Genomic DNA, 25,652 nt, shown 5'->3' with positions numbered 1-25,652 from the left:
TCAGCAACGACAACCATTCACTCCGTGCAAGCTATATATCGACGGAGCCGAAGGCCTGATGGTTGGCGACTTCATTACCACTGCTCGCGGTTCGGCATATCTGGTGCAGTCAATACGGCCCAGCCCGAGCAAGCCAGAACGCCTTTACCTGCAATGCATACGTTGGGTTATTGACCAGATTCCTGATGAAGCCAGGCGCTATGAGCTGGTCTGGTATCGCAGGCCCATGCGGAGGTCGAGATGATGCCGATCTACGGTCGCTCCAAATGCACCGAGATCGATGCCGTGCGCGTACGCCGAGGCTGGTTCGGCAGGCTGATCCTGCAGGTGAGATACAAGGTCGCGCGAGCCCGACTTAACCCGCCAGGCCAGCCTGTCACTTGGGAGGATGCTGGGGTGTCCGAATGGCGCGATGCAAACGGCAACGACCTGGCCGAATCGCTGATGGTTGCCAAGTACTTGGGATTGAGTGATGCCTGATCTTCCGCAGAAGCACGGGAAGCCCAAGGCTGTCAACGTCACGAAGCACGAAGCAGCCGATCAGTCATGGGGCAATGGCCGTGGTGGTCGCCCTTGGCGCCGCAAGCGTGAGCGCATCCTCAAGCGTGACGGCTACATGTGCCAGTGCCCAGAGTGCAAGGGGATGAAGAGGATCGCCACAGAGGTGGACCACATCATCCCGCTGAGCCAGGGCGGCACAGACGATGACGCCAACCTGATGGCTATTGCTGGCTACCCATGTCATGCGAGGAAGACGGCAAGGGAGTCGGCGGCATCTAGGAAATAGTCGGGTTCTCTCAGCGCGCGGACACGACGATATCGAGATATTTACGAACGACGGCAGTGGTTTTCACTGGTTTCGTGCGTTTTTACCGAAAAATCGAGTTTAATGAGAAAAATTCTCATTTATAGGGATGGGGCGGGTCAAAACCTTAGAACTTTTCGTTAGGACACCGCGCCACCAAGTCACTTTCCATTTCCACAGAATTTAGGTTTCAAGATGGCACGACACAAACAGCCAGATGTCGTCGCCAAGTTCAAAGGCGCCGACAAGAAAAACCCCCAGCGCTACCGGCAGGAGCCGGCAAAGGGAGAGGGGGAGGTCGGCGAAGCGCCAATCCATCTGCAAGGCCCTGCGCGGCTCGCGTGGAAAGAGCTCTGCTCACAATCACTGAAGGGCGTCCTGACCGGCTCTGACCGGATCATCTTGGAAGTCACCGCTAACCTGCTGGCCGAATACCGCGCTAACCCGACTGAGTTCGCGGTCGGCAAATACACCCACCTTATTGGCAACCTGGCCAGACTGGGATTAACCCCGTCCGACCGGCAGAAGTTCGGCCTGGAAAAGCCGAAGGAGAGGGACGAGTTCGAGGATTTCTGACATGACCCCTAGCGGCATTGCGCGACAGTATGCGAGCGATGTCGTGGAGAGGCGTGTCGTTGCATGCCGATACGTGATTCTGGCATGCCAGCGCTTCCTGAATGACCTAGCGCGACAAGGCGATGAAGATTGGCCCTACCTCTTCGATGAGTCGAAGGCAGATCGCGCCGTCAAGTTCATGCAGCTCATGCCTCACACCAAAGGCAAATGGAGCGCCTCGAAGTCGAAGCTGGTCTTCGAGCCCTGGCAGGTATTCATCGAGGCCAACATCTTCGGCTGGGTGAAGAAGGGAACAGGCAAACGCAGGTTTCGCGAGGCCTACGAAGAGATCCCGAGAAAGAACGGCAAGTCGGCCCGGCTGGCAGCTAGGGGGATTTACCTGTTCGCCGCGGACGGCGAGTCGGGAGCAGAGGTCTATTCTGGCGCGACCACTGAGAAGCAGGCATTCGAGGTTTTCCGGCCGGCATGGATGATGGCGCACAAGCTGGAGAATCTGCGCAATCGATTCGGGATTGAGCTGTCCGGTAACCAGAAGAACCCCGGCCCCATGTTCGTCATGGAGGACATGTCGAAGTTCGAAACGGTAATTGGCAATCCGGGGGATGGTGCTAGCCCTCACGCTGCGCTGGTGGACGAATACCACGAGCACGATACCGACGCCCTGGTGGATACCATGCAAACCGGTATGGGGGCTCGCGAGCAGCCGTTGCTGTCGATCATCACTACCGCCGGATCGAATCTTGGCGGCCCGTGCTACGAGAAGCGCCGGGATGTGATTCGGATTCTCGAAGGACAAGAGGCCGACGAGACGATTTTCGGCATCATCTACACAATCGACGAGGATGATGCCTGGGACGATCCGGCCAGCCTGATCAAGGCCAACCCGAACTACGGCATATCGGTATTCCCTGACTTTCTCCTGGCCCAGCTCCAGCAGGCCAAGCGCTCGGCGTCGAAGCAGAACGCGTTCCGCACCAAGCACCTGAACCAGTGGGTGGGAGCCCGGACGGTCTGGATGAACATGCTGGCCTGGCAGCGGCAGAAGCGCGACTTCACGATTGCCGACATGGCCGGATGCCGTTGCTGGATGGCGCTCGACCTGGCGAGCAAGAAGGACGTGGCCGCCCTGGTGATGCTGTTCGAGAAGGCGGGGCAGTTCTACTGCATTCCTCGGTTCTACGCCCCCGAAGCAGCGGCCGAAGAAAACGAGAAGTACCAGAATTTCGCGCTCGACGGGCATCTGATCCTGACTCCCGGGAGCATGACCGATTACGCCTTCATCGAGGCGGACATCCTGGACTTGGCGAAGCAGGTAGAACTGCAGGATGTCGCCTTCGATGACTGGCAAGCCAACTACCTGATCACCCGGCTTTCCAGCACCTCAATTCCGGTCGTGGACTTCAACCAGACGGTGAAGAACATGAGTGACCCGATGAAGGAGGTGGAGGCGAGGGTAATCGCGCGGACGCTCTGGCATGACGGGAATCCTGTCATGACCTGGATGATGGGCAACGTGGCGGCAAAGATCGACGCCAAGGAAAATATCTACCCGCGCAAGGAAAACGACAACGACCCCAACTGCAAGATCGATGGTCCGGTGACCTTGATCATGACGATGGGGCGCGCCCTGGTTGCCGGCATTGATGACGGTGACGACTTCATGAATGCCATACGGAACCCGATCATCGCATGAACATCGCCACTGGCCTCTATCTCCTGCTCGGCGCGATTGGGCTGGCGCTCTTTGTCGCCGGCGCATTCGTCCTTTTCGGGCTTGGCTGGTCGCTCATGGCTGGCGCTTGTGCTTCTTTCGCTGGTGCGGCCTTCGTCCGCAAGGGGCTGACCAGTGAGTAAGAGCCTGGCCCAGGTCCTGAATCGTGCGGCGAAAGCCCCTCGGGCATCCTTGCTCGGCTGGGCGGGGAAAACGATTCGGCTGACTGATGGCGATTTCTGGACGCAGATGCTTGGCCGAACGTCTTCCAGCGGGAAACCCGTAACCGTCGATAGCGCAATGCGTCTGTCTGCGGTCTGGGCTTGCGTGCGGCTTATTTCCACCTCGGTTGCCGGTCTGCCAATGGGTGTATATGAGCGCAAGACTGATGGCAGTCGAGAGGATGCCCGGAGCCTGCCGCTCTACGACATCGTTCATACCAGTCCCAATGACGACATGACCGCATTCCAGTTCTGGCAGGCGATGGTTTCCTCCATGTTGCTTTGGGGGAATGCTTATGCCGAGATCCGGCGAGTGGGTGATCGAGTGGCGGCACTGGATTTCCTGCTTCCATCTCGAATCGACCTGGATTGCGACGACAACGGGCGCTTGGAGTACTACTACACGCCAAAGAAAGGCGGTCGCCGGCAGATTGACCGGAAGAACATGCTGCATATTCCGGCCTTCACGCTCGATGGGCGTATTGGCCTATCGGCCATCTGCTACGGCGCGGATGTTTTCGGTTCGGCGATGTCGGCCGATGATGCGGCAAATGGGACGTTCAAGAATGGACTCTTGCCTACAGTAGCCTTCAAGGTTGACCGGGTGCTGCAGCCCACCCAGCGCGACGATTTCCGCGAATACGTCAAGACCATCTCCGGAGCCCTGAACTCTGGGAAATCACCAGTCCTGGAGCAAGGGATTACACCTGAGACCATTGGCATTAACCCGACTGATGCGCAGCTCCTGGAGTCCAGGGCGTTCAGCATCGAGGAGATCTGCCGCTGGTATGGGGTTCCGCCCTGGATGATCGGGCAGACCGACAAGGGTAGCAATTGGGGGACAGGGCTTGAGCAGCAGATGCTGGCTTTCCTGACCTTCTGTATCAGTTCCTTCACCAACCAGATTCAGCAATGCGTGAACAAGCGCCTGCTGACCGCAGCTGAGCGCCAGCGGTACTACTCCGAGTTCTCGCTTGAGGCATTCCTCCGAGCCGACAGCGCGGGCCGGGCCGATCTCTACAGCAAGATGACTCAGAACGGCATCTACACCCGCGATGATTGCCGAGTGAAGGAGAACCTGCCCCGCAAGGGCGGGAATGCCGATGTGCTCACCGTCCAATCGAACCTGGTCCCCCTGGATCAACTTGGCGGGGGGGCGAGCGGAAGCTCTCTGCCGTAGAGGCAGTACAAAAGGCATATCTAGGCGTCGGCAAGATGATCACCGCCGACGAAGCAAGGCAACTCGTCAATCAGCATGGCGCGGAACTGAAGATTCCAGGGCCTGACTTCGAAGAACCACAGGAGTAACCCATGACTCTGCGAAATCTTCCGGCCGCGCCGGAGGCTCGCCCGCGCTCGGGCGTCCAGTGCGACCTGGCCCCGAAGGCGCTGGATGCATGGCGTCCTGAGCTTCGTGCGGCCTCCGGCGATAGCCCCGACACCACCATCACGATCTACGAGCCCATTGGTTATGACTGGTGGACTGGGGAGGGGGTGACGGCAAAGCGCATTGCCGGAGTGCTTCGCTCCATCGGCAACGATGTCGATGTGACCGTGAACATCAACAGCCCCGGCGGCGATGTGTTCGAAGGCCTGGCCATCTACAACCTGCTGCGCGAGCACAAGGGCAAGGTCACGGTGAACATCATCGGCCTTGCCGCCTCCGCAGCCTCCTTCATCGCCATGGCGGGGGATGAAATCCGCATCGGCCGCGCCGCCTTCCTGATGATCCATAACGCGTGGCTAATCGCCATGGGCAATCGGAACGACCTCCGCGAGATCGCCGACTGGCTGGAGCCGTTCGACATGACGCTGGCGGATATCTACGCCCAGCGCACTGGTATCGACCTCGACGACATCGTCAAGCAGATGGATGCCGAGACCTGGATCGGTGGACGCGAGGCTGTCGACAAGGGATGGGCAGATGCCTTCCTGGAGTCAGACGAAATCTCCAGCGCCCCGAACAACCGTAGCGAAACCATCCTGGCAAAACGCCGGATTGACGCCGCCTTGGCCCGCAGCGGAATGCCGCGCAGCCAGCGCAACGAGCTCATCAACGATTTCAAGACCAGCATGCTTGGCGCTGCTGGCGGGGGTGGTGACACCCCGACCGATATGCCTGGCGCTGTCGCTCCTGACCTTTCTGCCGCCCTTCGTGCGGTGCGAGAACTTACCCAGATCCTCCAAGGAGAATCGCAATGAGCGACTTCGAGAAACAAATCGTCGAACTGAACGCCAACCTGACCAAAGTGGGCGACCAGATCAAGGCTCAGGCCGAGCAGGTCAACACCCAGATCGCCAATTTCGGCGAGATGAACAAGGAAACCCGCGCCAAGGTCGACGAACTGTTGACCGTTCAGGGCGAACTGCAGGCACGCCTGAGTGCCGCCGAGCAGGCCATGCTGGCCAGCGAGAAACGCGAGAACGGCGATGACGCGCCGAAGACCGCCGGCGAACTGGTGGCCGAGAGCCTGAAAGAGAAGGGCGTGAACAGTTCCCTGCGCGGCTCGCACCGCGTCTCTATGCCGCGCTCGGCCATCACCTCCATCGATGGCTCCGGCGGCGCGCTGGTAGCTCCTGATCGTCGCCCCGGCATCGTGGCGGCCCCGCAGCGTCGCCTGACCATCCGCGACCTGGTGGCGCCTGGCACCACCTCCAGCAATTCGGTCGAATACGTCCGCGAGACCGGCTTCACCAACAACGCTGCTCCGGTTTCGGAAGGCACCCAGAAGCCCTACTCCGACCTGACCTTCGAGCTGGAAAACGCGCCGGTTCGCACCATCGCGCACCTGTTCAAGGCGAGCCGCCAGATCCTGGACGATGCTGCGGCCCTGCAGAGCTATATCGACGCCCGTGCCCGCTACGGCCTGATGCTGGTGGAAGAAGGCCAACTGCTGTACGGCAACGGCACTGGCGCCAACCTGCACGGCATCATCCCGCAGGCGCAGGCCTATGCTGCGCCGAGCGGCGTATCGGTGGTGGCCGAGCAGCGCATCGACCGCATCCGCCTGGCGATCCTGCAGGCGCAACTGGCCGAGTTTCCGGCCAGCGGCATCGTGCTAAACCCCATCGACTGGGCGCTGATCGAGCTGACCAAAGACGCCGAGAACCGCTACATCATCGGCAGCCCGCAGAACGGCACCACCCCGACGCTCTGGCGTCTGCCGGTGGTGGAAACCCAGGCCATCGCCCAGGACGAGTTCCTGACCGGAGCCTTCACCCTCGGCGCCCAGATCTTCGACCGCATGGACATCGAGGTTCTGGTATCCACCGAGAACGACAAGGACTTCGAGAACAACATGGTCACCATCCGCGCCGAAGAGCGACTGGCCTTCGCGGTCTATCGCCCCGAAGCGTTCGTGGCCGGTTCGCTGACCGCCAGCTAACCGATAGGGGCCGGGCAACCGGCCCCGCTTTCGAGGTGTTCATGTCCGAAGTCATGGTCAAGCCGATGCGCTCCTACATGGACCGCGGCGTCATCAGGAAGGCGGGAGGGGCGGCTTACCCCGTCTCCTCGCACCTGGCAAAACAACTGGAGGCACGCGGCCTCTGCTGCATTGTGGAAGCCGAGCGCCCAAAGACACCGGCTGGCGAGTCGCCGTCTGCATCGCCAGCGGCCCAAGCCTCACCGCAGAAGACTGCGAGCGAGTCCGTCAGTGGAGAGCAGCCGCGCCGCAGAGGGCGGCCGTCTGCACAAACACGACATTCCGACTGACGCCATGGGCTGATGCCCTTTGGGCAATGGATAAGGTCTGGTGGGAGCGATACGCGTCGGAAGCCAAATCCCTCTTCCAGGGCGAACTGCTCACCCTCAACACCAACCGTTTCGGCATCAAGACGGCACGCATCGAGCACTACAGGAACTCCGGTGGCGGCGCGGTTTCCTTGGCCATCGCCAGGGGCGCTAGACGGATCATCCTGCTGGGCTACGACATGCAGAAAACTAATGGCCAATCGCACTGGCACGGCGACCACCCGAAGGGGCTTGGGAGCGCCGGCAAGATCGCGGAATGGCCATCCGAGTTCGAGCGCCTGAAGCGCAACAATCCGGCAATCGAGATCATCAATTGCACTCGCGAAACAGCGCTGACCTGCTTCGCTCGACGCCCGCTGGAGGAAATGCTGAATGAGCCTGATCCCGCTTGAGACGGCCAAGGCATTTCTGGACGTGATCCACGATTCGGATGACGCCAAGATCCAGTTGCTGCTGGATGGCGCTGAAGACGAAGCCTGCCAGTTCATGTGGCGGCAATCCCTGGATGGTCTGTGCAACTGCGAAGAGAGCGGCGAGGCAGCCAGCAGCGAGCCAGGACTTCCGCCGAGCGTGGCTGTAGGAGTTCTGCTGCTGCTCCAGGCGAACTTCCAGGCCGCTCCTGATGAAATCGAGACGCTGCGCAAGGCGGCCGAGGTGAAGCTGATGCCGTACCGCTGCGGGCTGGGGGTTTAAATGTACTGCTCCTACTGCGGAAGTAGTGCACATACGAAAGCGCTCTGCCCAAGCACCTATTCGGGAAGTGCCAGACGGGCAAATCTCCGCTGCACCTATTGCGGTGCGAAGGATCACGACATCAAAGCGTGCCCGAAAACCTACTCTGGCAATGCGGCCAGGGCCTGGCATCCCGAGTCCGTGAAAGATCATTTCTACGGGGACTGACATGCTCGCCTACCGCATGCGCCACCGCATCCAGTTCCAGCGGCAGGTGCATACCCAAGATCCGGTGACAGGAGAGGTGATAACGACCTGGGAGACCGTTCTGTTTTCCGGTCGCTCCGATGTCCCCGCAGAGGTGCTGACAGGCCCCGGCCGTGAACTGATCGCCGCCGATGCGCAACAGGCTGAGACCACTGCTCGCATCAATTGCCGATGGTTCCCGGTGGATCGGCTGGAACTCTACACCTGGCGAATTCTTTGGGATGGCCGGGTTTACAACATCACCAGTGCAGAGACCGATGCCACCGCTCGCCGTGAGTGGCGGCTGCGCTGTTCCGACGGCCTAACCGACGGCCAGTAACGATTTCGCCCGCACGGGCACCAAATACGCAGCCTAGAGTCGCTCTCGAACGGCGGATGTCGCTCATCCGTCCGCCCCGGCTGCGTTTCTATTTTGGTCACAGCTAGGGGGCACCCGAAAGCGCCTTCCCTGGGGCGTTGCTGTGGCCGATCTATTCCCAGGGCTATTGCAGGGGATAATATGAACGTGCTTTCTGGTGATCTGCTTCAAGAGCTAAACGAAATTGCGAGGATGGCAATTGAGAGGCCAGTCGAAGCTATGTGCTTGTTGGCTGGCGAAGAGTTCCAGCACGAGGATTTGATGTGGATACGGGCGTGCATCATGTTTGAGGCGGCCCGCAATATGGCGACCGAGAATCGCTCTAGCATAGCGCCACCTTTTACAGAATTTGATGTCCATCGCGAGTTTTGGGAAAGGCTGTCTGAACTGGTTCCAGGTGCCAAGCGTGTTCAGGGGCCATCGGATGGAATCAACGTTCCTGATGGATGGGTAGAAATAGGTGGCGATCTGATCCCCGTTGAAGTGAAAAGAGACGTTTTCAACGGAAGGGCCAGAAACCAATTGCAGCGCTACATGACCGCGTACAGAGCTACACGAGGCATTGCGGTATGCCCAAAGTTCAGCTGCGAAACAGATACTTCAATTATTCGTGTTGTGTGCAGGCCCGCCTGCCTTGCACATTGATTGCTGGCTCGATATTTCGAGACCCATCCTAACCTCACCCTGACGTACGAAAGCCCGCCTTGAGCGGGCTTCGTCGTTTCTGGAGTAGAGAAATCTTGTTCATTCGCGGAATGCTTGGCCTTGGTGACAATATCTACGCGCGCGCGTTCGTGAAGAAGCACCAGGGCGCCTTTCTCGAAACGCCATGGCCTGAGCTCTACTCGGACCTCGACGCGAAATGCGTCCGCCCGACTACGCAACTCAGGACCCAGGCCAAGAACATCCAACGCGAGCACGCCTGGCACCGCCCTGTCGGCGGCGGCCAACTGCGGATTGCCTACGGTCGTGATCCGATCATCCAGGGGCTACGCAAGGCGTTCCGCTGCGAGCCTGGAGAATTCGACCTGCCGGACTTCGGGCCTTCGCCGGTCGAAGGTCGTTACGTCCTGGTGCGGCCGGCCACGGTCCGGGCTGAATGGCGCGCAGACACGCGTAACCCACTGCCCGAGTACATCGCCAGCGCTGCCGCCGAGATGCGCCGCAGGGGCTGGAAAGTGGTCTCTGTGGCCGACCTGGAGCCTGGCAAGGAGTGGGCGCTTGATCCACTTCCGCCGGCTGACATCCAGTTCCACAAGGGCGAGTTGCCGGTGGAGCAACTGCTGGCGCTGCTCCAGCACGCTGACGCGGTAATCGGTGGGATTGGCTGGATCGTTCCGGCCGCCATCGCCGCCAAGGTTCCAGCTTGGATCATCTGTGGCGGGCAGGGCGGATACAACTCGCCCGAACACATCACCGACAAATGCATGGACCTGTCCCGCGTCACCTTCGCGGTTCCAGACAGGTTCTGCCGCTGCACCCTGAAACAGCACAACTGCGACAAAAGGATCACCGATCATGACCAACGCTTTGCCGCCTGGGCTGACCGACTGCCTGCTCTGGTCTGAAGAGCTTGGCATGGGCTTCCACCCGCGCCCTCCGATGGACTATAGCGGGCCGTATTTCGAGAAGTACCGGAACCTCGATGCTACGCCGATGGGTGAGGCGCTGACTCGCGCTCGCATTGAACTGGTCCGTCGCCACTTCGATGGCCAGGTGTTGGATATCGGCATCGGCGGCGGCCGCTTCATCGAGGAAGCGGATGCTTTCGGTTTCGACGTGAACCCCGAGGCCCTGGCCTGGCTGCATGCCAATGGCCGCTACAAGAACCCGAACTTCGGCTGGCCGGCCATGACCTTCTGGGACAGCCTGGAGCATATCCCCGAGCCCGAGGTTGTGCTGAGGGGCATCGGTGAATGGGCCTTCGTCTCCATGCCGATCTACAAGGACGCCAAGGACTGCCTGGCGAGCAAGCACTACAAGCCGGCAGAACACCTATGGTACTGGTCCCTGGAGGGCTTCATCGCCTGGATGGACCGCCAAGGCTTCGAGGTCATGGAGATCAACCACGCCGAGTCCGAGCTAGGCCGGGAAGGCATAACTTCGTTTGCATTCCGTCGGCATAGCCATTGGCTCGTGCGGCGTGGAGATAGGGTGGCGTGAATGGCAGACAGTGTGAATTTTGAAATCACCGGCCTTGATGAAGTCATCAAGAAGATGAACGACCTGTCGGTAGGTATCCGCAATAAAGCAGGTAAGAGAGCCTTGGCTAAGGCTGCTGCGGTGGTAAGGGCTGCGGCCAGGGAGAATGCCCTTGGGGTCAACGACCCAGGTACCCGAGAGGAGATAGCGAAGAATATTGCCATTCAGTACATGTCACGACGGAACAGATTGAATGGAGATCAGGGGTATCGCGTAGGCATCCGTGGTGGCTCTAGGGATATGTCTGCTTATGGCGAGTTCGGTGGGAAGGGAAAGGAGAACCCCGGCGGTGACACTTGGTACTGGAGATTTGTGGAGTTCGGAACTGAGCGAACTGCGGCAAAGCCATTTATGAGGCCCGCCCTGGAGAACAACACCCAGAAGGCTACTAATGCTTTTGCTGCGGAGCTTGAGAAGCAAATTGACAAAATCATAGGTGGCTAATGTTCGCTCCAATCTATGAAGTCTGCTCGGCCAATGCTGGCGTGCAGGCCGCCCTGGGCAATCCTGCTCGCCTTTACTCATTCGGCGAGGCGCCTCAAGGCGTGGCTAAGCCATATGCGGTTTGGCAGACGCTAGGCGGATCGCCAGAGAACTTCCTCAAGCAGCGCCCAGACATCGACCAATTCACCCTCCAGGTTGATGTCTACGCAGCTACCGCAGCAGCGGCCAGAGCTGCCGCCAAGTCGCTGCGCGATGCCATAGAGCCGGTGGCCTACATCACTCGCTGGAATGGCGAGGATCGAGACGCTGAAACCAAGAACTACCGCGTCAGCTTCGACGTGGACTGGTGGACACCTAGGTAACTGGTCGTCTGTACAGTATTTGAATGTAAAATGAGCGGGCCGGGAGCTGCGTCAACAGCCACCCGGCCCTAACCACAACCTGATCGGACGAGGATCATGGCCATGGCTGAAGAGCAGTCTATCCCGACAGAGCGAGTCTGCACAAAGTGCGGCGAACAAGAAGTACAGGGAAGAGAATCCAGAGAGAGCCAATGCGTCATCTCGGGCATGGGCTGAACGGAACCCTGAGAGAAAGAAGGCAACTGTCAAGGCCTGGAATGAGCGCAATAGGGAGCGTCAGTCGGCGAGGGCTAAAGCCTGGAAGGCGCAGAATAGATCAAGGATTAGAGAAAATCACAAAAGACGATTCGTGGAAAACCCAATCCTCAGGGTGCACAAGGCGATTAGGGAGAGATTGAGATTTGGCCTTCTGTTTGACAGGGGCGGTCTCAGGACGTTTGACATGCTCGGCTATTCTCGTAACGATCTTAAGACCCATCTTGAGCGGCAGTTTTTGAGGGGGATGTCTTGGGATAACTATGGGGAGTGGCATGTTGATCACATAGTGCCGTTATCAACTTTTTCCAGAAATGACATTGACGAAATTCGGGCTTGCTGGGCGCTGCCAAATCTTAGGCCAATATGGGCCAAGGACAATCTCAGGAAGCATGCAAACATCCACTATCTGATTTGATCAGATTCATAGAAAGGAACCCGGCAAACGCCGGGTTTTTTATTGCCTAAAAATAGCCGATACCGGCTAGGAGGTGCATTTTGAGCGTTTTGACCCAAGGGACTCAGATTTTCTTTATCGATCCCAACTTCGACAGCAGCGGCCCCGACGTGCGCGAGGTGGAATGCGCTACCACCTTCAGTCCTGGCGGTAACCCTGCAGACCAGATCGAGGACACCTGCCTGTCGGCTACCACCCGCAGCTACAAGCCGGGCCTGCGCACTCCTGGCCAGGCCAGCCTGGGCCTGAACGCCGATCCGGAGAACGACTCGCACGTTCGCCTGCATGAGCTGAGCGAGACCGATCCGGCACCAACTCTGAAGTGGGCGGTAGGTTGGGCGGATGGCACTTCCCTCCCGACCGTCACTGGCCCGGACAGCAACGGCGACTACGACTTCGATCTGCCGACGGATCGCACCTGGTTCGTCTTCGAGGGCTACGTCTCGGACTTCCCGTTCGACTTCGCGGCCAACACCGTCGTGACCACCACGGCCACGATTCAACGCTCTGGCGGTTCCGCCTGGATTCGGAAGGTATAACGCATGCTGCTGAGCATCGATTCGCTGAAAGAACTTGGCGCCTTCACCGGCGCCCCGGTCGAGAAGGAAATCACCTGGAAGCAGGGCGACAAGGAGCTGACGGCCACAGTCTACGTCCGGCCTCTCTCCTACAGTTCTGCCGTATCTGACCTGATGGCCATCAACGGCAAGGTGGATGGCGTAGCTGGTCGCATCGCGGCGAGCATCGTCGATGCCGAGGGCAAGCCGGTCTTCACTCCGGGCGATATCACCGGCGAAGCTGATCCGGCCCGCGGCGCCCTGGACGGCAACCTGACGGTAGCGCTCCTGAGCGTGATCGCCGAGGTCAACAACATGGGAAAGACGCCGAGCTCAGCGAGCTAGATGAACTCTGGCATGAGCTGGTCCTGTGCGGAGTTGGCGGCAGGACCATCGCCGAAGCCCAGCAGCGGCTGAGCTATCGGGAGTTCATGGCCTGGAGTCGGTATCGGGCAAAGCGCGGGACGCTGCATATTGGCATGAGGGTAGAACGCGGATCAGCGCTGCTGGCCACGCTCTACGCCAACTCACACAGCAAGAACGGCGGGTTCAAGCTCTACGACTTCATGCCGCATGAATCGGAGCCGGTACTGACGCTGGAGCAAGCCATGGAAACCTGGCACTGAAAAGCAAAACCCCCGGTACGCGCCAACGTCCGGGGGTTTTTCATTCATACCCCATGAAGCAGCATGAGGAGAACGTGATTGGATTTTAGCAAGATCATTCGCGAGGTGCGAATCAGTAATCAAGCAAGGTAAGCCTATAAGAATTGGTATTGAGTTCTACCATTCAGGCATACAAGTTTTCGAATTTGATACTAATGGGTTCCCTGGGATGTAAACGGAACCAAAAATAAAGCCCGGCCTGTCCGGGCTTTTTATTGCCCGGAGAAAAGCATGGCGTCGAAAAGTCTTGGAACTCTTACCCTTGACCTGATCGCTCAGGTAGGAGGATTTACTGCCGGTATGGACAAAGCCGAGCGTAGTTCTCTGAAGTGGCGAAAAGAGGTCGAGAAGAATGCCAAGGCTGTCGGTATCGCTATAGGTGGGGCGGTTGTAGCCGGAGCTACTGCGCTGACTGCTATTACTATCAGCACCATCAACTCAGCAAAAGAGATTTCGAATCTATCCAATGTCGCTAATGCCAGCACAACTGAGTTCCAGAAATATGCGGCTGGCGCTAAGCTGGTTGGAATTGAGCAGGACAAGCTCGCTGACATCTTCAAGGATGTGAACGATAAGGTCGGCGACTTCCTGAACACCGGGGGCGGCGCGCTACAGGACTTCTTCACCAACATTGCACCGAAGGTCGGCGTTACTGCCGATCAGTTCCGCAACCTGTCGGGCCCTCAGGCACTTGGCCTGTATGTCTCCAGCCTGGAGAAGGCCAAGGTCAGCCAATCAGATATGACCTTCTACCTGGAAGCCATCGCCAGTGACGCCACCGCGCTGCTGCCACTGCTCCGCAATAACTCCGAGGGTTTCAAGGCCTTCGGTGAGGCTGCCGCCGCCGCCGGCGCCATTATGGATGAGAAAACCATAAAGTCAGCCAATGAGCTTGCTGCTGCACAATGGTTAATTGAGCAAAGCACAACTGGCCTTAAGAATCAGTTAACTACTCAATTGCTTCCAGTTCTTAGCGCGTTTGCCGGTGCACTACTTGATGTAACAAAGCAAGGTACGGCTATGGTGGCTGTCGGACAATTCGTTGTTGAGACGATAAAGTGGATGGCCAAATCTGCGGTAGGTGCCGTAGCTGCTTTTGATCTGATTGGTAAAGCTATTGGTGGTGTCGCCGCAATTGCTGCGGCTGGATTCAAGGATGCCTCATGGGCCGACCTTGCTATGGGGCCGGCTGCTTTGGGAGTGCGCCTAGCAAAAAACTGGGATGGAATAAAATCTACTGCGGCCGATGTTGGTAGCAGCCTCGAATCTGAGGCATTGAAGTGGGGTGGTTATTTCGAAAAAATCGATGATGCGGGCAGGAATGGAACTAGCGGCACAGTAAAGTCTCTTTCTGATCTCATGGATCAACTGGGAAGACTTAAGAATGCCCCAGGCACATTCCATGCCCTAACCAAGGAAGAGCAGGCCGCGCAGAAGGCAGCAGAGCAGGCAGCCAAGGCGCTGCAGAAGCGTTTCGATGATGCCGAGACCGGCTATGAACGTCAGATCGCCCTGATCAACACCGAAGTCGACAAACGGAAAGACGCCACTGAAGTCGCCAAGCTCCAGTTCGAAATCGAATCCGGCAAGCTGAAGGGCATCAACGCCCAGCAGCAGGAGCGCCTGAACGGCTTGGCTGCTGAACTTGACCGACTCAAGAAGCTGAAGCAAGCCAATGAGGATGCGGCCAAGGCTGCTGCATTCGGCTCTACCTTGGATCAAGAAAATAGTACCGCAGCGGCAGGGTTTGATATCGAGCTTGCTGGCGCAGGCATGGGCGATAAATATCGTGCTCGCCTTCAAGAGCTACTTCAAATCAGGCAGAGCTATAACGAAAAACAAGCCGATCTAAACAAACAGTACAATTCTGGCGAAATCAGCAAGGAACTCTACGACAAGGAAACTTCGCTGCTCCAGGAAGCTATGGATAAGCGCCTGAAAATCCAGGAGGACTACTACGCTAAGGTCGATGAGGCTCAGAAGAACTGGCAGGATGGTGTCAACGATGCATTCCAGAATTATGTCGATAGCGCAACGGACTACAGCAGCCAAGCCGCTGATGCTGTCTCTGGAGTTCTAGGTGATGCAACTAGCGGATTAAGCGATGGAATATATGGACTCATCACCCAGACCGAAGACCTGAACGATGCTCTGGCTAATGTAGCAACCACGATAGGCCAGTCGATAATCAAAGCCATTTCTGATATGGCCGCACAGTGGCTGATTTATCAGGCCCTTGAGCTTGCCGGGGTGCAGACCAATACCGCCGCGAAGATCGCTGGCGCGCAGGCAGCTGCATCAGCCCAGATCGCTGCCATCAGCGCTACGACCACTGCCGCAGCCACCGCGACTACCGCCACGACTGCAACCCAGACCGCCGCAGCCGCAGAGACCGCCGCGGCGTGGACGCCGGCTGCAATCGCATCCTCCATCGGGTCATTCGGTACCGCAGCCGCTATCGGCTTGGCTGCCGTGGTTGCCGCGCTCGCCTTCAAGGGCGGGTTCAAGAAGGGTGGCTATACCGGCGATGCCGGGGTGAACGATGTAGCCGGCGTGGTTCACGGCAAGGAGTTCGTTTTCGACGCCGCGGCGACCTCCAGGATCGGCGTTGATAACCTAGAGGCCCTGCGCGCCGGCAAGCTGGACACATCAATTGGCAAGGCGAGCGCTGCGATGATCGCTGCGAACAATGACAATCGCAGCACCGTCATCAACTTCTACCAGCAAGGTGGTGGTAGTTCGCGCGAACAGCAGGCCAGCACTGCCAAGGCAGCGCGCCAGATCGCTCGCGCAGTTGATGCGGCCGGGAGGTACAGCTGATGGGCGAGTTCATCGAGGAGCGCCTGGATACCTGCTTCCGCATTGGGGCAGAGGCCGAGGACAGCTTCTTCACCAGCGTCACCACGACGGCCGGCGGCTCGCGGTTTGTCTCGCTGAAGAACGGCAAGCCCTACCGCACTTTCGATATCGAGTTCGTGAAGTACAACAAGGAGCTGGCCCAGGACGTAGCCAGCCTGTACTACCGGACCTGGGGAGGGTTCGCGGGGTTCCGGGTGAAGGCCTGGGCGGATTTCACCACGGCGAACGATGGGCAGTCTGCCTATACCTCGCTGGACTGCACGCTGGATGTGGTGAGTGATGGCGTGTACCAGTTGGTGAAGGAGTACGGCCGGGACAAGCCAGGCCTTGCGAGTATAGGCCGGCCTCGTCGGACGATCTTCAAACCGGTACAGGGGAAGGCCGTCATCGCCGTCGCCGGCCTGGCCTACCCGAATGGAACCACTATCGACTACACGACCGGCCGGGTGACGCTGGCGGCGAACAAGACCGGCACCATCACCGGTATCACGAAGGGTGCCACCACGGTCATCACGGTGGCCAACAGCTTCGCCGTCGGTGAGTCGGTAGTGATCTCCGGTGTGACCGGCATGACGCAGATAAACGGACGCCGCGGTGTCATCACCGCTCGCTCTGGAACGTCTATTACGGTCGCCATTAACTCCAGCGCCTTCAGCGACTACACCAGTGATGGCGCGGTCCAGACGCGCCCGCTCAACAGTGGAACGGACATCGTCACCGGCGGCTGCGAGTTCGATATCCCTGTCGCCTTCGATTCGAACTTCAACGTCCAGGCGCTGAGCGCGGATGTAGGGCAGGCGTCAGGCCTGACGCTCGTAGAGCTGCTGAACCCCTGACAGGTCGATTGGCTCCCTATTCGGACTACTAAAAAGCAAAAGCCCCGAGCGCTCGCAACGTCCGGGGCTTTTTATTTCCACCCCTTGGAAGGACAAGGAGCAGAACGTAGATGAAGGATAAGAGGTTCACCCTCAAATTCCTAGGAGCTTTCATGGAATCCGTGAACATCAAACCGGCCGAGTTCCGCAAGAACCTGTGGCATGCCGCGCTCGCCATTGGCGCCCTGGTTCTGATCGCTAGGTTGCCAGAGCTAATCACCGCAATTGGGGCGATTTCCAGATGACGCCGCGCGCAGCTAATATCGCCGGCATCCTGATCTCCCTCGGCATTACCGCTTTCCTCGTCCTCGCTGCTCGCTGACCTTCCCAGAGACCATCCATGAAACCACACGTCGCAGACTGGAAGACGAGGGTTTACTGCGCCCGCATCGTGGCCGAGAACGGCACTATCGTTCGCCTGGCCGCCTACCCGACTGACTTGGTGATGAGCAACGGCGAGGTCTATTCGACCGAGTCCGGCTACGAGTTCAGCGGGCTGGATGCGACCGACAGCATGTCGCCATCGAGCGTGGACCTGACCGGCATCCTGAACCACGGAATCACTCGGGAGCAATTGGCTACTGGCGTCTTCGACAACGCTCGTGCCTACGTCTTCGCCACCTCCTGGAAGGCGCCCATCGAGGACGAAGAGCCGCTTGGCGTCATGATCCTCGGCAAGACCACGCTCACCGATGACGCCTACAAGGCCGAGATGATGAGCATCGTGGATGCGCTCAACCAGTCGGTCGGTGCGGTGTTCACTGCGCAATGCCCATACACCCTGTTCGACCAGACGCTGGATGGCCGGATCATCGCGTCGACGCGCAGTCGCTGCACCGGTCCTCGCTCCAATCCGGACGGCCCGAACATCAACGACTATAAGGTCAGCGGCAGCGTCACCGGGGTGACTAGCCAGTACACCTTCACCGATGCATCCAGGTCCGAGGCAGATGACTGGTTCACCGCCGGCCAGGTGATGTTCACCACTGGGCTCAATGCCGGATTGAAACCGCAGCAGATCAAATCGTCGACTGCGGCCGGCGTCATCACCACGCACGAGCCGTTCCCCTATGCCATCGCGCCCGGGGATGCCTACGTGATGATCCCCGGATGCCGCAAGCGCCGCACCGAAGATTGCGTGGGCAAGTACGGCAACGGCCCGAACTTCGGTGGACAGCCCGACATGCCGACCGCTTCCCAGTCTGGAGCGGTGGGGAGGGGCGCATGACTCGCGACGAGATCGTTTCTGCCGCCCTGGAGGCCGAAGGAACGGCGTTCCGGCATCAAGGGCGAGTGGTTGGCCTGGGGCTCGACTGCGCAGGCCTCTATGTCTTCGTTTGCCAATCCTTGGGCATTCCCCATCGTGACGCCCAGGGCTACCCGCGCACGCCGTTCGATGGTGAGCTGGAGCGTCAGATGGACGCCCAGCCCTCTCTGCAGCGAATCGCCATCTCAGAAGCGCAGAAGGGCGACGTTCTGCTGATGCGCATGACCAAACAACCCCAGCACATCGCCATCCATGCGGGTGAATACCGCGGCCACCCCTACGTCATCCATGCCAGTGAGCAGCACGGCAAGGTCTGTGTTCATCGCCTGGATTCGCGCTGGTTCGGACGTGTTGTACGTGCCTACAGATTTTCCGAGGTGACTGATGTCTGATCCCCTAACGATAGGCATCGGCGTCGGGGTAGTTGGCGCACTCCTTGTTGGTCTTTCTCAACAGCAGAAGACCACTATCGAGGTTGGGAAGCTCTCCAATCGAACCTTCCAAGGCAGCGAGTACGGCGGCGACATTCCTCGCGTCTACGGCACCGTCGGCCTATCCGGTAGCCAGATCGTCTGGATGGAGAAAAACCAGCTCAAGGAGGTCGTCAAGAAAAAGAAATCGGGCGGGAAGGGCGGGGCGTCGACGGTCACCAAGACGTACTCGTACTTCGCCACCTTTGCCCTGATGCTCTGCCAGGGCGAGATTGCTGGTATCCGGCGAATCTGGTGCTCCGACAAGCTCATCTACAACGCTGGCAGCGATGACCTGGAAACCATCATCGCCTCGAACCAGGCGGCGAAGGGCTGGCGTCTCTACCGCGGCACCGATGACCAATTGCCAGATCCGCGCTATGAGGCTGACGTGGGCGTGGGGAATGCGCCGGCGTTCAGGGGCTATTCCTACATCGTTTTCGATGATTTTGCCCTGGCTGACTATGGCAATACCCTGCAGGCGGCGCAGTTCAAGGTAGAGATTGTCTCGCTATCTTCCATCGATTCTCTGATGGTCGATTATGTTGTTAGCAGTTCAAGTTCCGGCAGAAGAGCCCCCGGATCGCCAATAGACGAGTCTGGGTGCAGGTATGAGCTTGTTGAATCTGGCAGCACTGGATCATATGTTACGACGCTATATAAATACTATGGCGACATAAAGGTCGATCAGTTTGTTGTTTCTACTGATTCAAGCAGGATTCTTCTTCCTCTTTCAAGTAATGTTAGGTCATTTTCATATGCGTTCATAAGCCTTGACTCAATAGGAACTACTACATCATATGTTTGTTTTGGTAGTGATGAGACACCGAATGTTGTTGCTCTCCCAGCGGGATCGCGCAAGATATTCTTTTTAGAGGGTGAAGGCGGTGGATATGTATTCATTGGCTATACGACGCTCACCGGTGAAGAGCGCATATGTCGTTTTGATGAGTCAAACCCTGGAGAGTGGAGCGAAACTGCGCGAGTTATAAATGTTCCTAATGGCGTAATTTTTGATTCTGGAGATCACCTTTATGGTATATCCAGGGCGCTAAGCGATGATCCGATTGTTATCGTAAAGTACCGATCAATAGACCTGGTTCAGGTTAGTACAAATACAATATCGCATGAGGTTGATGGCGTTGTTGATAGCAATAGCAATAACTGCTGGGGATATGGTTCTGAAATATTGTTTAGCATCGGCTATGATGAGTCTGGAATAGATTTCCTTAGGCTTGATCCGGATTTGCTGGATATTGTTGGTAGCTATAGGGTTGATTATTCAATAGCGCCTTTGACTTCGCCTATTGATGCGTGCGCCCGCGCGTTTTCAGGGATAATCGGAAGGGCAAATAGAAGAGTCTCGCCAAATAGTCAGGCAACGCTATTGGCTAGAGTCGGGCGCGAAACATCTGAGCGAATCCCCCTCGCAGAGGTAATAATCCCAGAATGCGAGCTATCTTCGCTGATTACGGCAAGCGACCTCGACACAACATTGCTTGAGGACTCATTGCTTGGATATCGAGTGTCAGGGGGCACCATTCGTTCAGTGATTGAGCCGCTGCAGGGCGCCTATCCTTTTGATGTCGTGCCGGCAGGATACAAAATCAAGTTCGTTCCGCGCGGCCAGTCTTCAGTGATGACGATCCCCTGGGAAGACCTTGCTGCTACTAATGGTTCAGATATCGGAGACTCACTGCCTTACTCGCGCGAGATGGATTCCCAACTCCCGCAGAAAGTCAGCATCACAGCACTGAGCGCAGATCGAGAATACGGAGAGAGCACACAGTATTACGAGCGGCTGAACACATCGGCAGTTAACGCCGAAGACCGTGATATACCGCTTGTTCTGTCTGATGATGAAATCGCACAGATGGCTGAAAAGCTGCTGTTCCTCCGCTGGCTGGAACGCGATGACTTCGATTTCTCTCTGCCTCCGACCTATCTTGGCTTGGAGCCGGCCGATGTTGCCACCGTGAACGCTAAATTCGGCACCTTCGAGCTCCGCCTCACTGAGATCAACTACGAGTCGGATGGGCGCCTTACCTGTAAGGCCAAGCTCAACAATGCCGCGATCTACACCAGCAATGCTGTTGGGGCTCCCGGCCCTGGTCCAGATGGCACTATCCCTTTAACCGGGGAATCCATCGTCGTCCTAATGGACATTCCAATCGTCGACGAGACCGTGCAGAACAGCGTTGGATTCGCTGCGGCGATGGCCGGCTATACCAACGGCTGGAGTAGCGGTGTTCTGGTGCAGTCCCCTGACAACGGCCAGACTTGGAGTGAGCTCCAGGCTTTCGATGGGAAAGGCACTTTCGGTCGCGTCACCGGGGTTCTTCCATCGAGCAACTGCACAATCATTGATCAGCGAAGCCTGACGGTCGGCTTGCTGGCTGGCGAGCTTGAAAGTGTCACCCGCGACCAGATGTTGGCAGGCGTGAACTATGCAGCCTATGGAGTGGATGGTCGGTGGGAGATTATTCGATTCCAGAACGCGGTGCTGCAACCTAACGGCACCTATGTGATTTCCGGTTTTGTTCGCGGCCAGCGAGGTACGGAATGGGCTTCTGGTCTGCATCAGCAGAATGACTGGTTCGTGCTGCTCGACGATCCCGATAACTTGTTCATTGGCATGCCAGTCGAATCGATTGGGCGGGGGCGCATCTATCGAGCAGTGACTGCCGGCGCTTCAATCGATAGCGCCTCAGACCAGGCGTTTACCTACCGCGGCGTGAACCTGGAATGCCTGAGCCCGGTGTACGCGAAGGGATCGCGCGACGGCTCCAGCAACTTCTCAGGCACCTTCACGCGCCGCAGCCGACTGAGCAACACCTGGTGGACCAATGGGGTTGTTGCGCCGGTGGGAGAAGCCAGCGAGGCCTACGAGATCGACGTTATGTCGGGCTCTACGGTCAAGCGCACGATCTCGGTCACTTCTCCGGCATGGTCCTACTCGGCTGCCGATCAGGCCGCCGACTTCGGTTCGGCTCAATCCTCGATCACCTTCCGTATCTACCAGCTCAGCGGCACCGTCGGCCGCGGCTATCCCTTGGAGGTCACCCTGTGACGCAATCCGCCAAGCTGAAGCTCGAATACCTGCAAAACAATGCAGCCAACCAGACGCTGGCAAATACCACCTTCGCAGCCCTCGACCAAATCGTGCAGGCGGGAGTCAAGGACAAGGACCTGGCGACTCCTCCGGGCTCTCCAGGCGATGGAGACGCCTACATCGTCGCATCAAGCCCTACAGGCGCCTGGTCAGGGAAGGCCGGTCAGATTGCATATTGGCTGACGGCAGCGGGGGCGTGGCAGTTCATCGTGCCGCTGGCCGGGTGGATGGTTTCAGTTCTTGATGAGCTGGATGCCAATAGTGTCCCCAAGCGCTACGGATACACCGGCTCGGTTTGGGTGCAGCCGGAATCTGCTGGCGGGGCCGCAACACAGTCGATCATCATCGCCTGTTCGGATGAAACTACGGCGCTCGCCGCCGGGGCCGCCAAGGTGACGTTCAGGATGCCCTATGCATTCACGCTGCAGGAGGTAAGAGCTTCGCTCACCACTGCGCAGACCAGTGGCAGCATCCTCACCGTTGACATCAACGAAGGCGGCACCTCTGTTCTCAGTACCAAGTTAACCATCGACAACACCGAGAAAACGTCCACCACAGCAGCGACGCCTCCGGTCATTTCGGACACCGCGCTTGCGGATGATGCCGAGATCACCGTCGATATCGACCAGGTTGGTGATGGAACAGCCAAAGGACTGAAGGTGGCCCTGATCGGAGTTAAAGCCTGATGCTTCTCAATCCATACAGATTCGCATCTACCCCGATTGTCTATGACAAGCTGGTCTTCCCGCTGACTTATGACGAGCAGGACTCAACCGGAACCATAAATCTAACCAGAAGCGGAGGAAGCGGTCCGCTCATAACGCCTGATGGTTTTGAAGGAGATGGATACGGCGCTCGTCTTGTTGCGTCCGGGCTTCCGTCGTGGCTTACAGACCATACGCGGCCTGTCAGTATGCTTGCCACTATCAGGTGCGACTCTCCATACCTCGCATCTACGCGCGATATTTTCGCCTCGCTATGCATGAACTCTGCTGTGCCCGATACGCTGCTGGAGATTTCTCTTCGGCCAGATGGATCGAATGCCCCTTGCGGGGCGGTCTTTGCTAGTGGGGGGTATCCTTCTGGCCAAACACCACTTTTCCGCTATCAATACAGATATGAAGGGCGGCTTCCTGTTCTGGCGTCTGGCGGCCAGGTTGGTAGCCCACAGGCGATCTATATTCTTGATGCAGACACCATGCTTCTGTCTGCCCATTATAACGACACAGAGAGCAAGGTTTTCAAAATCAGCCTGGCGGATGGGGCTCTGCTGGGACAGTTCACATTTGGAACCAGCACTTATCGCCATATCGCGGCATTTGCCAAGCGAAGCAATGGCGATTTCTGGGCTGCCGATTATGAGACCAACAAGCTTCTTCGATTGGATTTAGATGCAAGTTTCACTGCTGGAACGGCAGTGATCCTCTCGACCTATGATATGACTTCTGCCGGCACGGGCTACGGGATTGAGTTCATAACGGTGTCTGGAACCGAATACTTGCTGGCGGCAAATTATTACAGCACCTCTGACACCAGTGGTCGTATCTGGGTTATACCAGTCAGTGCATTATCAGGAACAACCTTTACCATTGGCGACCAATACAAGAGATTCCAAGTCGGCCGACGTGTTCAAGGTATCGTTTTGCGAGACTCCCAGCTATTGCTAAGTCGAAACCATAAAACTGGTGGCGCTCAAACATATGGATGGATAGAACAGTATGATATTGCTGCCGCGATATCATCTACGGCTACTGATAGTGTAATTTCAGCTACGAAGTCATGGGTTGCTCCATCTCTCTATCCAGAGGATATGGCAATCCATCCAGTGACTAATCGGCTATATCTACCAACAGAGGGATATAGTTCGGTTTCTGATTATGATGGATGGCGCTCGGTATGGAGTACGGACTTTTCAGCCATCGGTCAGGAGAATGACGTTACCATCGAGCACGACGGCGCAGGTGGCATCACGCTGAAGTTGAATAATCGTGCGTTTGGCACTGCTTCATGGAACACCACTGTTACTCCATCAAGGGTGAGTATTGGCGGTGCTCCCGGTGCGACAGCTGGTTTTTCAAGCGGCTTCTCTTTCGGACTTGTCCGGAACCTATACATTCAGAGCGGGCCAATCAGCGATTCTGAATATTCTGCAGCTGTCAGTGGCTCATATGAATCGAATCACCTGACCGCCTACACGCTGACACTAGTCAACCCGGGAGCCGAAACCGGAGATACCACTGGCTGGACAGTAGAATCTGGCGGAATGACGGTGCGCCAGGCGAATCCTTTGCCATTCGAGGGCGCCTACTATTTCACTGGCGGATCTTTCGCCAGTTCGGTATCTAAACAACGTCTTGATCTTGTAGCGCAGGGCCTTTCAACGTCTGATCTCGATACCGGCACCATGTGGGCGAAAATTCGCTGGCGGCAGGCTGCCTACGATAACAATGATCCTGGCGGGATGGGGATCAGAATGCTAAATGGTGCCGCAGAAACTATCAGTACCACATACAGCCCTCTGGCCTACACGCTTGGCGGAAATGGTGCTGCAGGAGCTGGCCCGTGGTTCCCGCGCTCATACCCAGTTACTTTGCCAACACTTACGCGATCAGTAGATGCCTTGTATAACGCATCAGGTCGCACCAGTGGCACAGCTAATGATCACTATGTGGACAACATCACTGTGACAATCTATAGCCCTTAGTCCTGCCATTGTCTCGCTCGCGATATCGCCTGATGGCCGCCTCGAAACTATAATAACAGGCTGCTGACATTATTATTCCGAATGATGTTGAGTAAATAAATGTTTCTGGCCATTCAAGTCCTGTCTGTCTGCAGTAGTTTATGGCAAGGTAGTGCCAAAGATAAATCCCGTAAGACAGTTTTCCAAGCCAACTTAGGATGCCCAAACCTAAAATTGCCGGGGATGAGCAGATTATAATTGCTGTAGATATTTCCGTTGCGGTAAATCCAGCTAGCACTGTTATTTGGCTGCTCCATGTGAAAGTATTTATGCAAAAAGTCAGTGCTGCCATGGAAATGGCTGAGAAATACCTGTTTAAGTCTATTTTGCAAAATGCCAATAGGCTCCCGAGTATCATCCCTGTTGAGTGCGTGTCAGCGCGTTTGTATACCTGCCAACTGTAATCCGTTATGAAGGTATAGTTTCCGAATCTCCATATGGTTAATGCTATGTATGTGAAGGAAAGTATCTTTACTGCTTGCTCTCTGTGATTCTTTAGTATTGCAATAAGTATGAATGGCCATACTATGTAGAATTTTTCCTCTACCGAAAGGCTCCATGTATGATTTAAGTATTTTAATGGTAGATCTAAAACGTTTGCATAGTCTGACATGTAAATCGATGCTATTAATGAGTCGCGAAAATGCCTTGATTTCGGCGCGCTATAAAATAAATGTGGGGATATTATTATGTATGCAATGAGTAGAAACGCATATTGCGGGTAAAGCCGCAGGGCTCTTCTCTTGTAAAACTCAGCTTTTGAAATATTTCCTGATTTTTCAAACTCGCTCATCAGAATTGAAGTGATAAGGAATCCTGATAAAACAAAGAAAACATCAACTCCAAGAAATCCACCTGAGAAGCCAGGGACTCGCGCATGAAATGCGACAACCGCTAAGCAGGCTATTGCCCTTAAGCCATCAAGTTGTGGTGAGTAACGCATGGATCCCTCCTTAATTGCGTTGAGTCTAGCGACTATTTCGAATGAATGCTGAGAACGACACCTAAGTGCGAGTTGGA

Annotated in this window: 29 protein-coding genes; 28 read left to right on the top strand and 1 reads right to left on the bottom strand. The window is 57.0% G+C overall.

All coding sequences use genetic code 11. The annotated features are described in order from the left end of the window. Positions 1-240: 240 nt before the first annotated feature. The 28 genes from PcP3B5_RS22460 (at position 241) to PcP3B5_RS31610 (ending at position 24,593) form a co-directional block, all read left to right on the top strand. The gene (locus PcP3B5_RS22460) at positions 241-480 is read left to right on the top strand and encodes a hypothetical protein (protein WP_061562441.1); all 240 of its coding nucleotides are present in this window, start codon (positions 241-243) and stop codon (positions 478-480) included. Beyond that, positions 473-787 (top strand): HNH endonuclease, encoded by a 315-nt coding sequence (locus tag PcP3B5_RS22455; RefSeq protein ID WP_061562440.1) that lies wholly within the window; start codon positions 473-475, stop codon positions 785-787. The genes PcP3B5_RS22460 and PcP3B5_RS22455 overlap by 8 nt, the downstream gene beginning before the upstream one ends. A 213-nt stretch (positions 788-1,000) precedes the next feature. Next, positions 1,001-1,381: a hypothetical protein gene (locus PcP3B5_RS22450; RefSeq protein ID WP_061562439.1), complete on the top strand. Its 381-nt coding sequence runs from the start codon at positions 1,001-1,003 to the stop codon at positions 1,379-1,381. A gap of 1 nt (position 1,382) precedes the next feature. Continuing rightward, a complete protein-coding gene (locus PcP3B5_RS22445; protein WP_061562438.1) occupies positions 1,383-3,074 on the top strand; it encodes a terminase large subunit in 1,692 nt (563 codons plus the stop codon). After that, the gene (locus tag PcP3B5_RS32055; RefSeq protein WP_203228523.1) at positions 3,071-3,235 is read left to right on the top strand and encodes a hypothetical protein; all 165 of its coding nucleotides are present in this window, start codon (positions 3,071-3,073) and stop codon (positions 3,233-3,235) included. Before PcP3B5_RS22445 ends, PcP3B5_RS32055 begins: the two co-directional genes overlap by 4 nt. Then, positions 3,228-4,493: a phage portal protein gene (locus PcP3B5_RS22440; protein ID WP_061562437.1), complete on the top strand. Its 1,266-nt coding sequence runs from the start codon at positions 3,228-3,230 to the stop codon at positions 4,491-4,493. The genes PcP3B5_RS32055 and PcP3B5_RS22440 overlap by 8 nt, the downstream gene beginning before the upstream one ends. Positions 4,494-4,624: 131 nt before the next feature. After that, positions 4,625-5,515 carry a head maturation protease, ClpP-related gene (locus PcP3B5_RS22435; protein ID WP_061562436.1) on the top strand — a complete coding sequence of 297 codons (891 nt, stop codon included), beginning with the start codon at positions 4,625-4,627 and terminating at the stop codon, positions 5,513-5,515. Further along, entirely contained in the window at positions 5,512-6,699 is a 1,188-nt protein-coding gene (locus PcP3B5_RS22430) for a phage major capsid protein (protein ID WP_061562435.1), read from the top strand. Before PcP3B5_RS22435 ends, PcP3B5_RS22430 begins: the two co-directional genes overlap by 4 nt. Before the next feature lie 355 nt (positions 6,700-7,054). Further along, positions 7,055-7,459, top strand: coding sequence for a hypothetical protein (locus tag PcP3B5_RS31620; protein ID WP_203228522.1), 405 nt, complete (start codon positions 7,055-7,057; stop codon positions 7,457-7,459). After that, entirely contained in the window at positions 7,440-7,760 is a 321-nt protein-coding gene (locus PcP3B5_RS22420; protein WP_061562434.1) for a head-tail connector protein, read from the top strand. Before PcP3B5_RS31620 ends, PcP3B5_RS22420 begins: the two co-directional genes overlap by 20 nt. 208 nt (positions 7,761-7,968) lie before the next feature. Next, a complete protein-coding gene (locus PcP3B5_RS22415) occupies positions 7,969-8,325 on the top strand; it encodes a phage head closure protein (protein ID WP_061562433.1) in 357 nt (118 codons plus the stop codon). 180 nt (positions 8,326-8,505) lie between these two features. Further along, a complete protein-coding gene (locus PcP3B5_RS31615) occupies positions 8,506-9,009 on the top strand; it encodes a hypothetical protein (protein WP_145923939.1) in 504 nt (167 codons plus the stop codon). Positions 9,010-9,119: 110 nt separating this feature from the next. Beyond that, positions 9,120-9,932, top strand: coding sequence for a glycosyltransferase family protein (locus PcP3B5_RS22410; RefSeq protein ID WP_061562432.1), 813 nt, complete (start codon positions 9,120-9,122; stop codon positions 9,930-9,932). Continuing rightward, positions 9,883-10,527, top strand: coding sequence for a class I SAM-dependent methyltransferase (locus PcP3B5_RS22405; protein ID WP_082816397.1), 645 nt, complete (start codon positions 9,883-9,885; stop codon positions 10,525-10,527). The genes PcP3B5_RS22410 and PcP3B5_RS22405 overlap by 50 nt, the downstream gene beginning before the upstream one ends. After that, the gene (locus tag PcP3B5_RS22400; protein ID WP_061562431.1) at positions 10,528-11,010 is read left to right on the top strand and encodes an HK97-gp10 family putative phage morphogenesis protein; all 483 of its coding nucleotides are present in this window, start codon (positions 10,528-10,530) and stop codon (positions 11,008-11,010) included. Beyond that, entirely contained in the window at positions 11,010-11,372 is a 363-nt protein-coding gene (gene gp17 / locus PcP3B5_RS22395) for a tail completion protein gp17 (RefSeq protein WP_061562430.1), read from the top strand. Before PcP3B5_RS22400 ends, gp17 begins: the two co-directional genes overlap by 1 nt. Positions 11,373-11,721: 349 nt before the next feature. Next, on the top strand, positions 11,722-12,045 hold the full coding sequence (locus PcP3B5_RS32050; protein WP_203228521.1) for a hypothetical protein: 324 nt from the start codon (positions 11,722-11,724) through the stop codon (positions 12,043-12,045). 80 nt (positions 12,046-12,125) lie between these two features. Then, entirely contained in the window at positions 12,126-12,623 is a 498-nt protein-coding gene (locus tag PcP3B5_RS22390) for a phage tail tube protein (protein WP_061562429.1), read from the top strand. A 3-nt stretch (positions 12,624-12,626) separates the two neighbouring features. Then, a complete protein-coding gene (locus tag PcP3B5_RS22385; RefSeq protein ID WP_061562428.1) occupies positions 12,627-12,986 on the top strand; it encodes a phage tail assembly chaperone family protein, TAC in 360 nt (119 codons plus the stop codon). An 86-nt stretch (positions 12,987-13,072) separates the two neighbouring features. Continuing rightward, on the top strand, positions 13,073-13,267 hold the full coding sequence (locus PcP3B5_RS22380; protein WP_420820139.1) for a phage tail assembly protein T: 195 nt from the start codon (positions 13,073-13,075) through the stop codon (positions 13,265-13,267). Between the two features lie 270 nt (positions 13,268-13,537). Then, positions 13,538-16,126: a phage tail tape measure protein gene (locus tag PcP3B5_RS22375; protein WP_082816395.1), complete on the top strand. Its 2,589-nt coding sequence runs from the start codon at positions 13,538-13,540 to the stop codon at positions 16,124-16,126. Then, entirely contained in the window at positions 16,126-17,001 is an 876-nt protein-coding gene (locus PcP3B5_RS22370) for a DUF2460 domain-containing protein (protein WP_061562425.1), read from the top strand. Before PcP3B5_RS22375 ends, PcP3B5_RS22370 begins: the two co-directional genes overlap by 1 nt. Before the next feature lie 152 nt (positions 17,002-17,153). Then, positions 17,154-17,285: a hypothetical protein gene (locus tag PcP3B5_RS32355; RefSeq protein WP_256595767.1), complete on the top strand. Its 132-nt coding sequence runs from the start codon at positions 17,154-17,156 to the stop codon at positions 17,283-17,285. 95 nt (positions 17,286-17,380) lie between these two features. Then, complete coding sequence (locus tag PcP3B5_RS22365; RefSeq protein ID WP_061562424.1) at positions 17,381-18,268, top strand: DUF2163 domain-containing protein; 888 nt, start codon at positions 17,381-17,383, stop codon at positions 18,266-18,268. After that, complete coding sequence (locus tag PcP3B5_RS22360; RefSeq protein ID WP_061562423.1) at positions 18,265-18,699, top strand: C40 family peptidase; 435 nt, start codon at positions 18,265-18,267, stop codon at positions 18,697-18,699. Before PcP3B5_RS22365 ends, PcP3B5_RS22360 begins: the two co-directional genes overlap by 4 nt. After that, a complete protein-coding gene (locus tag PcP3B5_RS31010; protein WP_082816393.1) occupies positions 18,692-21,847 on the top strand; it encodes a phage tail protein in 3,156 nt (1,051 codons plus the stop codon). The genes PcP3B5_RS22360 and PcP3B5_RS31010 overlap by 8 nt, the downstream gene beginning before the upstream one ends. Then, positions 21,844-22,575: a DUF2793 domain-containing protein gene (locus tag PcP3B5_RS22345; RefSeq protein WP_061562420.1), complete on the top strand. Its 732-nt coding sequence runs from the start codon at positions 21,844-21,846 to the stop codon at positions 22,573-22,575. Before PcP3B5_RS31010 ends, PcP3B5_RS22345 begins: the two co-directional genes overlap by 4 nt. Continuing rightward, a complete protein-coding gene (locus PcP3B5_RS31610) occupies positions 22,575-24,593 on the top strand; it encodes a hypothetical protein (RefSeq protein ID WP_145923938.1) in 2,019 nt (672 codons plus the stop codon). The genes PcP3B5_RS22345 and PcP3B5_RS31610 overlap by 1 nt, the downstream gene beginning before the upstream one ends. Here the strand turns inward: PcP3B5_RS31610 and PcP3B5_RS31005 are convergent. Continuing rightward, positions 24,568-25,575, bottom strand: a complete 1,008-nt coding sequence (locus PcP3B5_RS31005; RefSeq protein WP_160336941.1) for an acyltransferase family protein — start codon at positions 25,573-25,575, stop codon at positions 24,568-24,570. The two genes, PcP3B5_RS31610 and PcP3B5_RS31005, sit on opposite strands and share 26 nt — an antisense overlap. Positions 25,576-25,652 lie beyond the last annotated feature (77 nt).

This window comes from Pseudomonas citronellolis (genome assembly GCF_001586155.1).
GTDB classification, from domain to species: Bacteria; Pseudomonadota; Gammaproteobacteria; order Pseudomonadales; family Pseudomonadaceae; genus Pseudomonas; species Pseudomonas citronellolis.
Note: the sequence above shows the minus strand (reverse complement) of the source record. Positions and strands in the feature narration are given on the sequence as shown.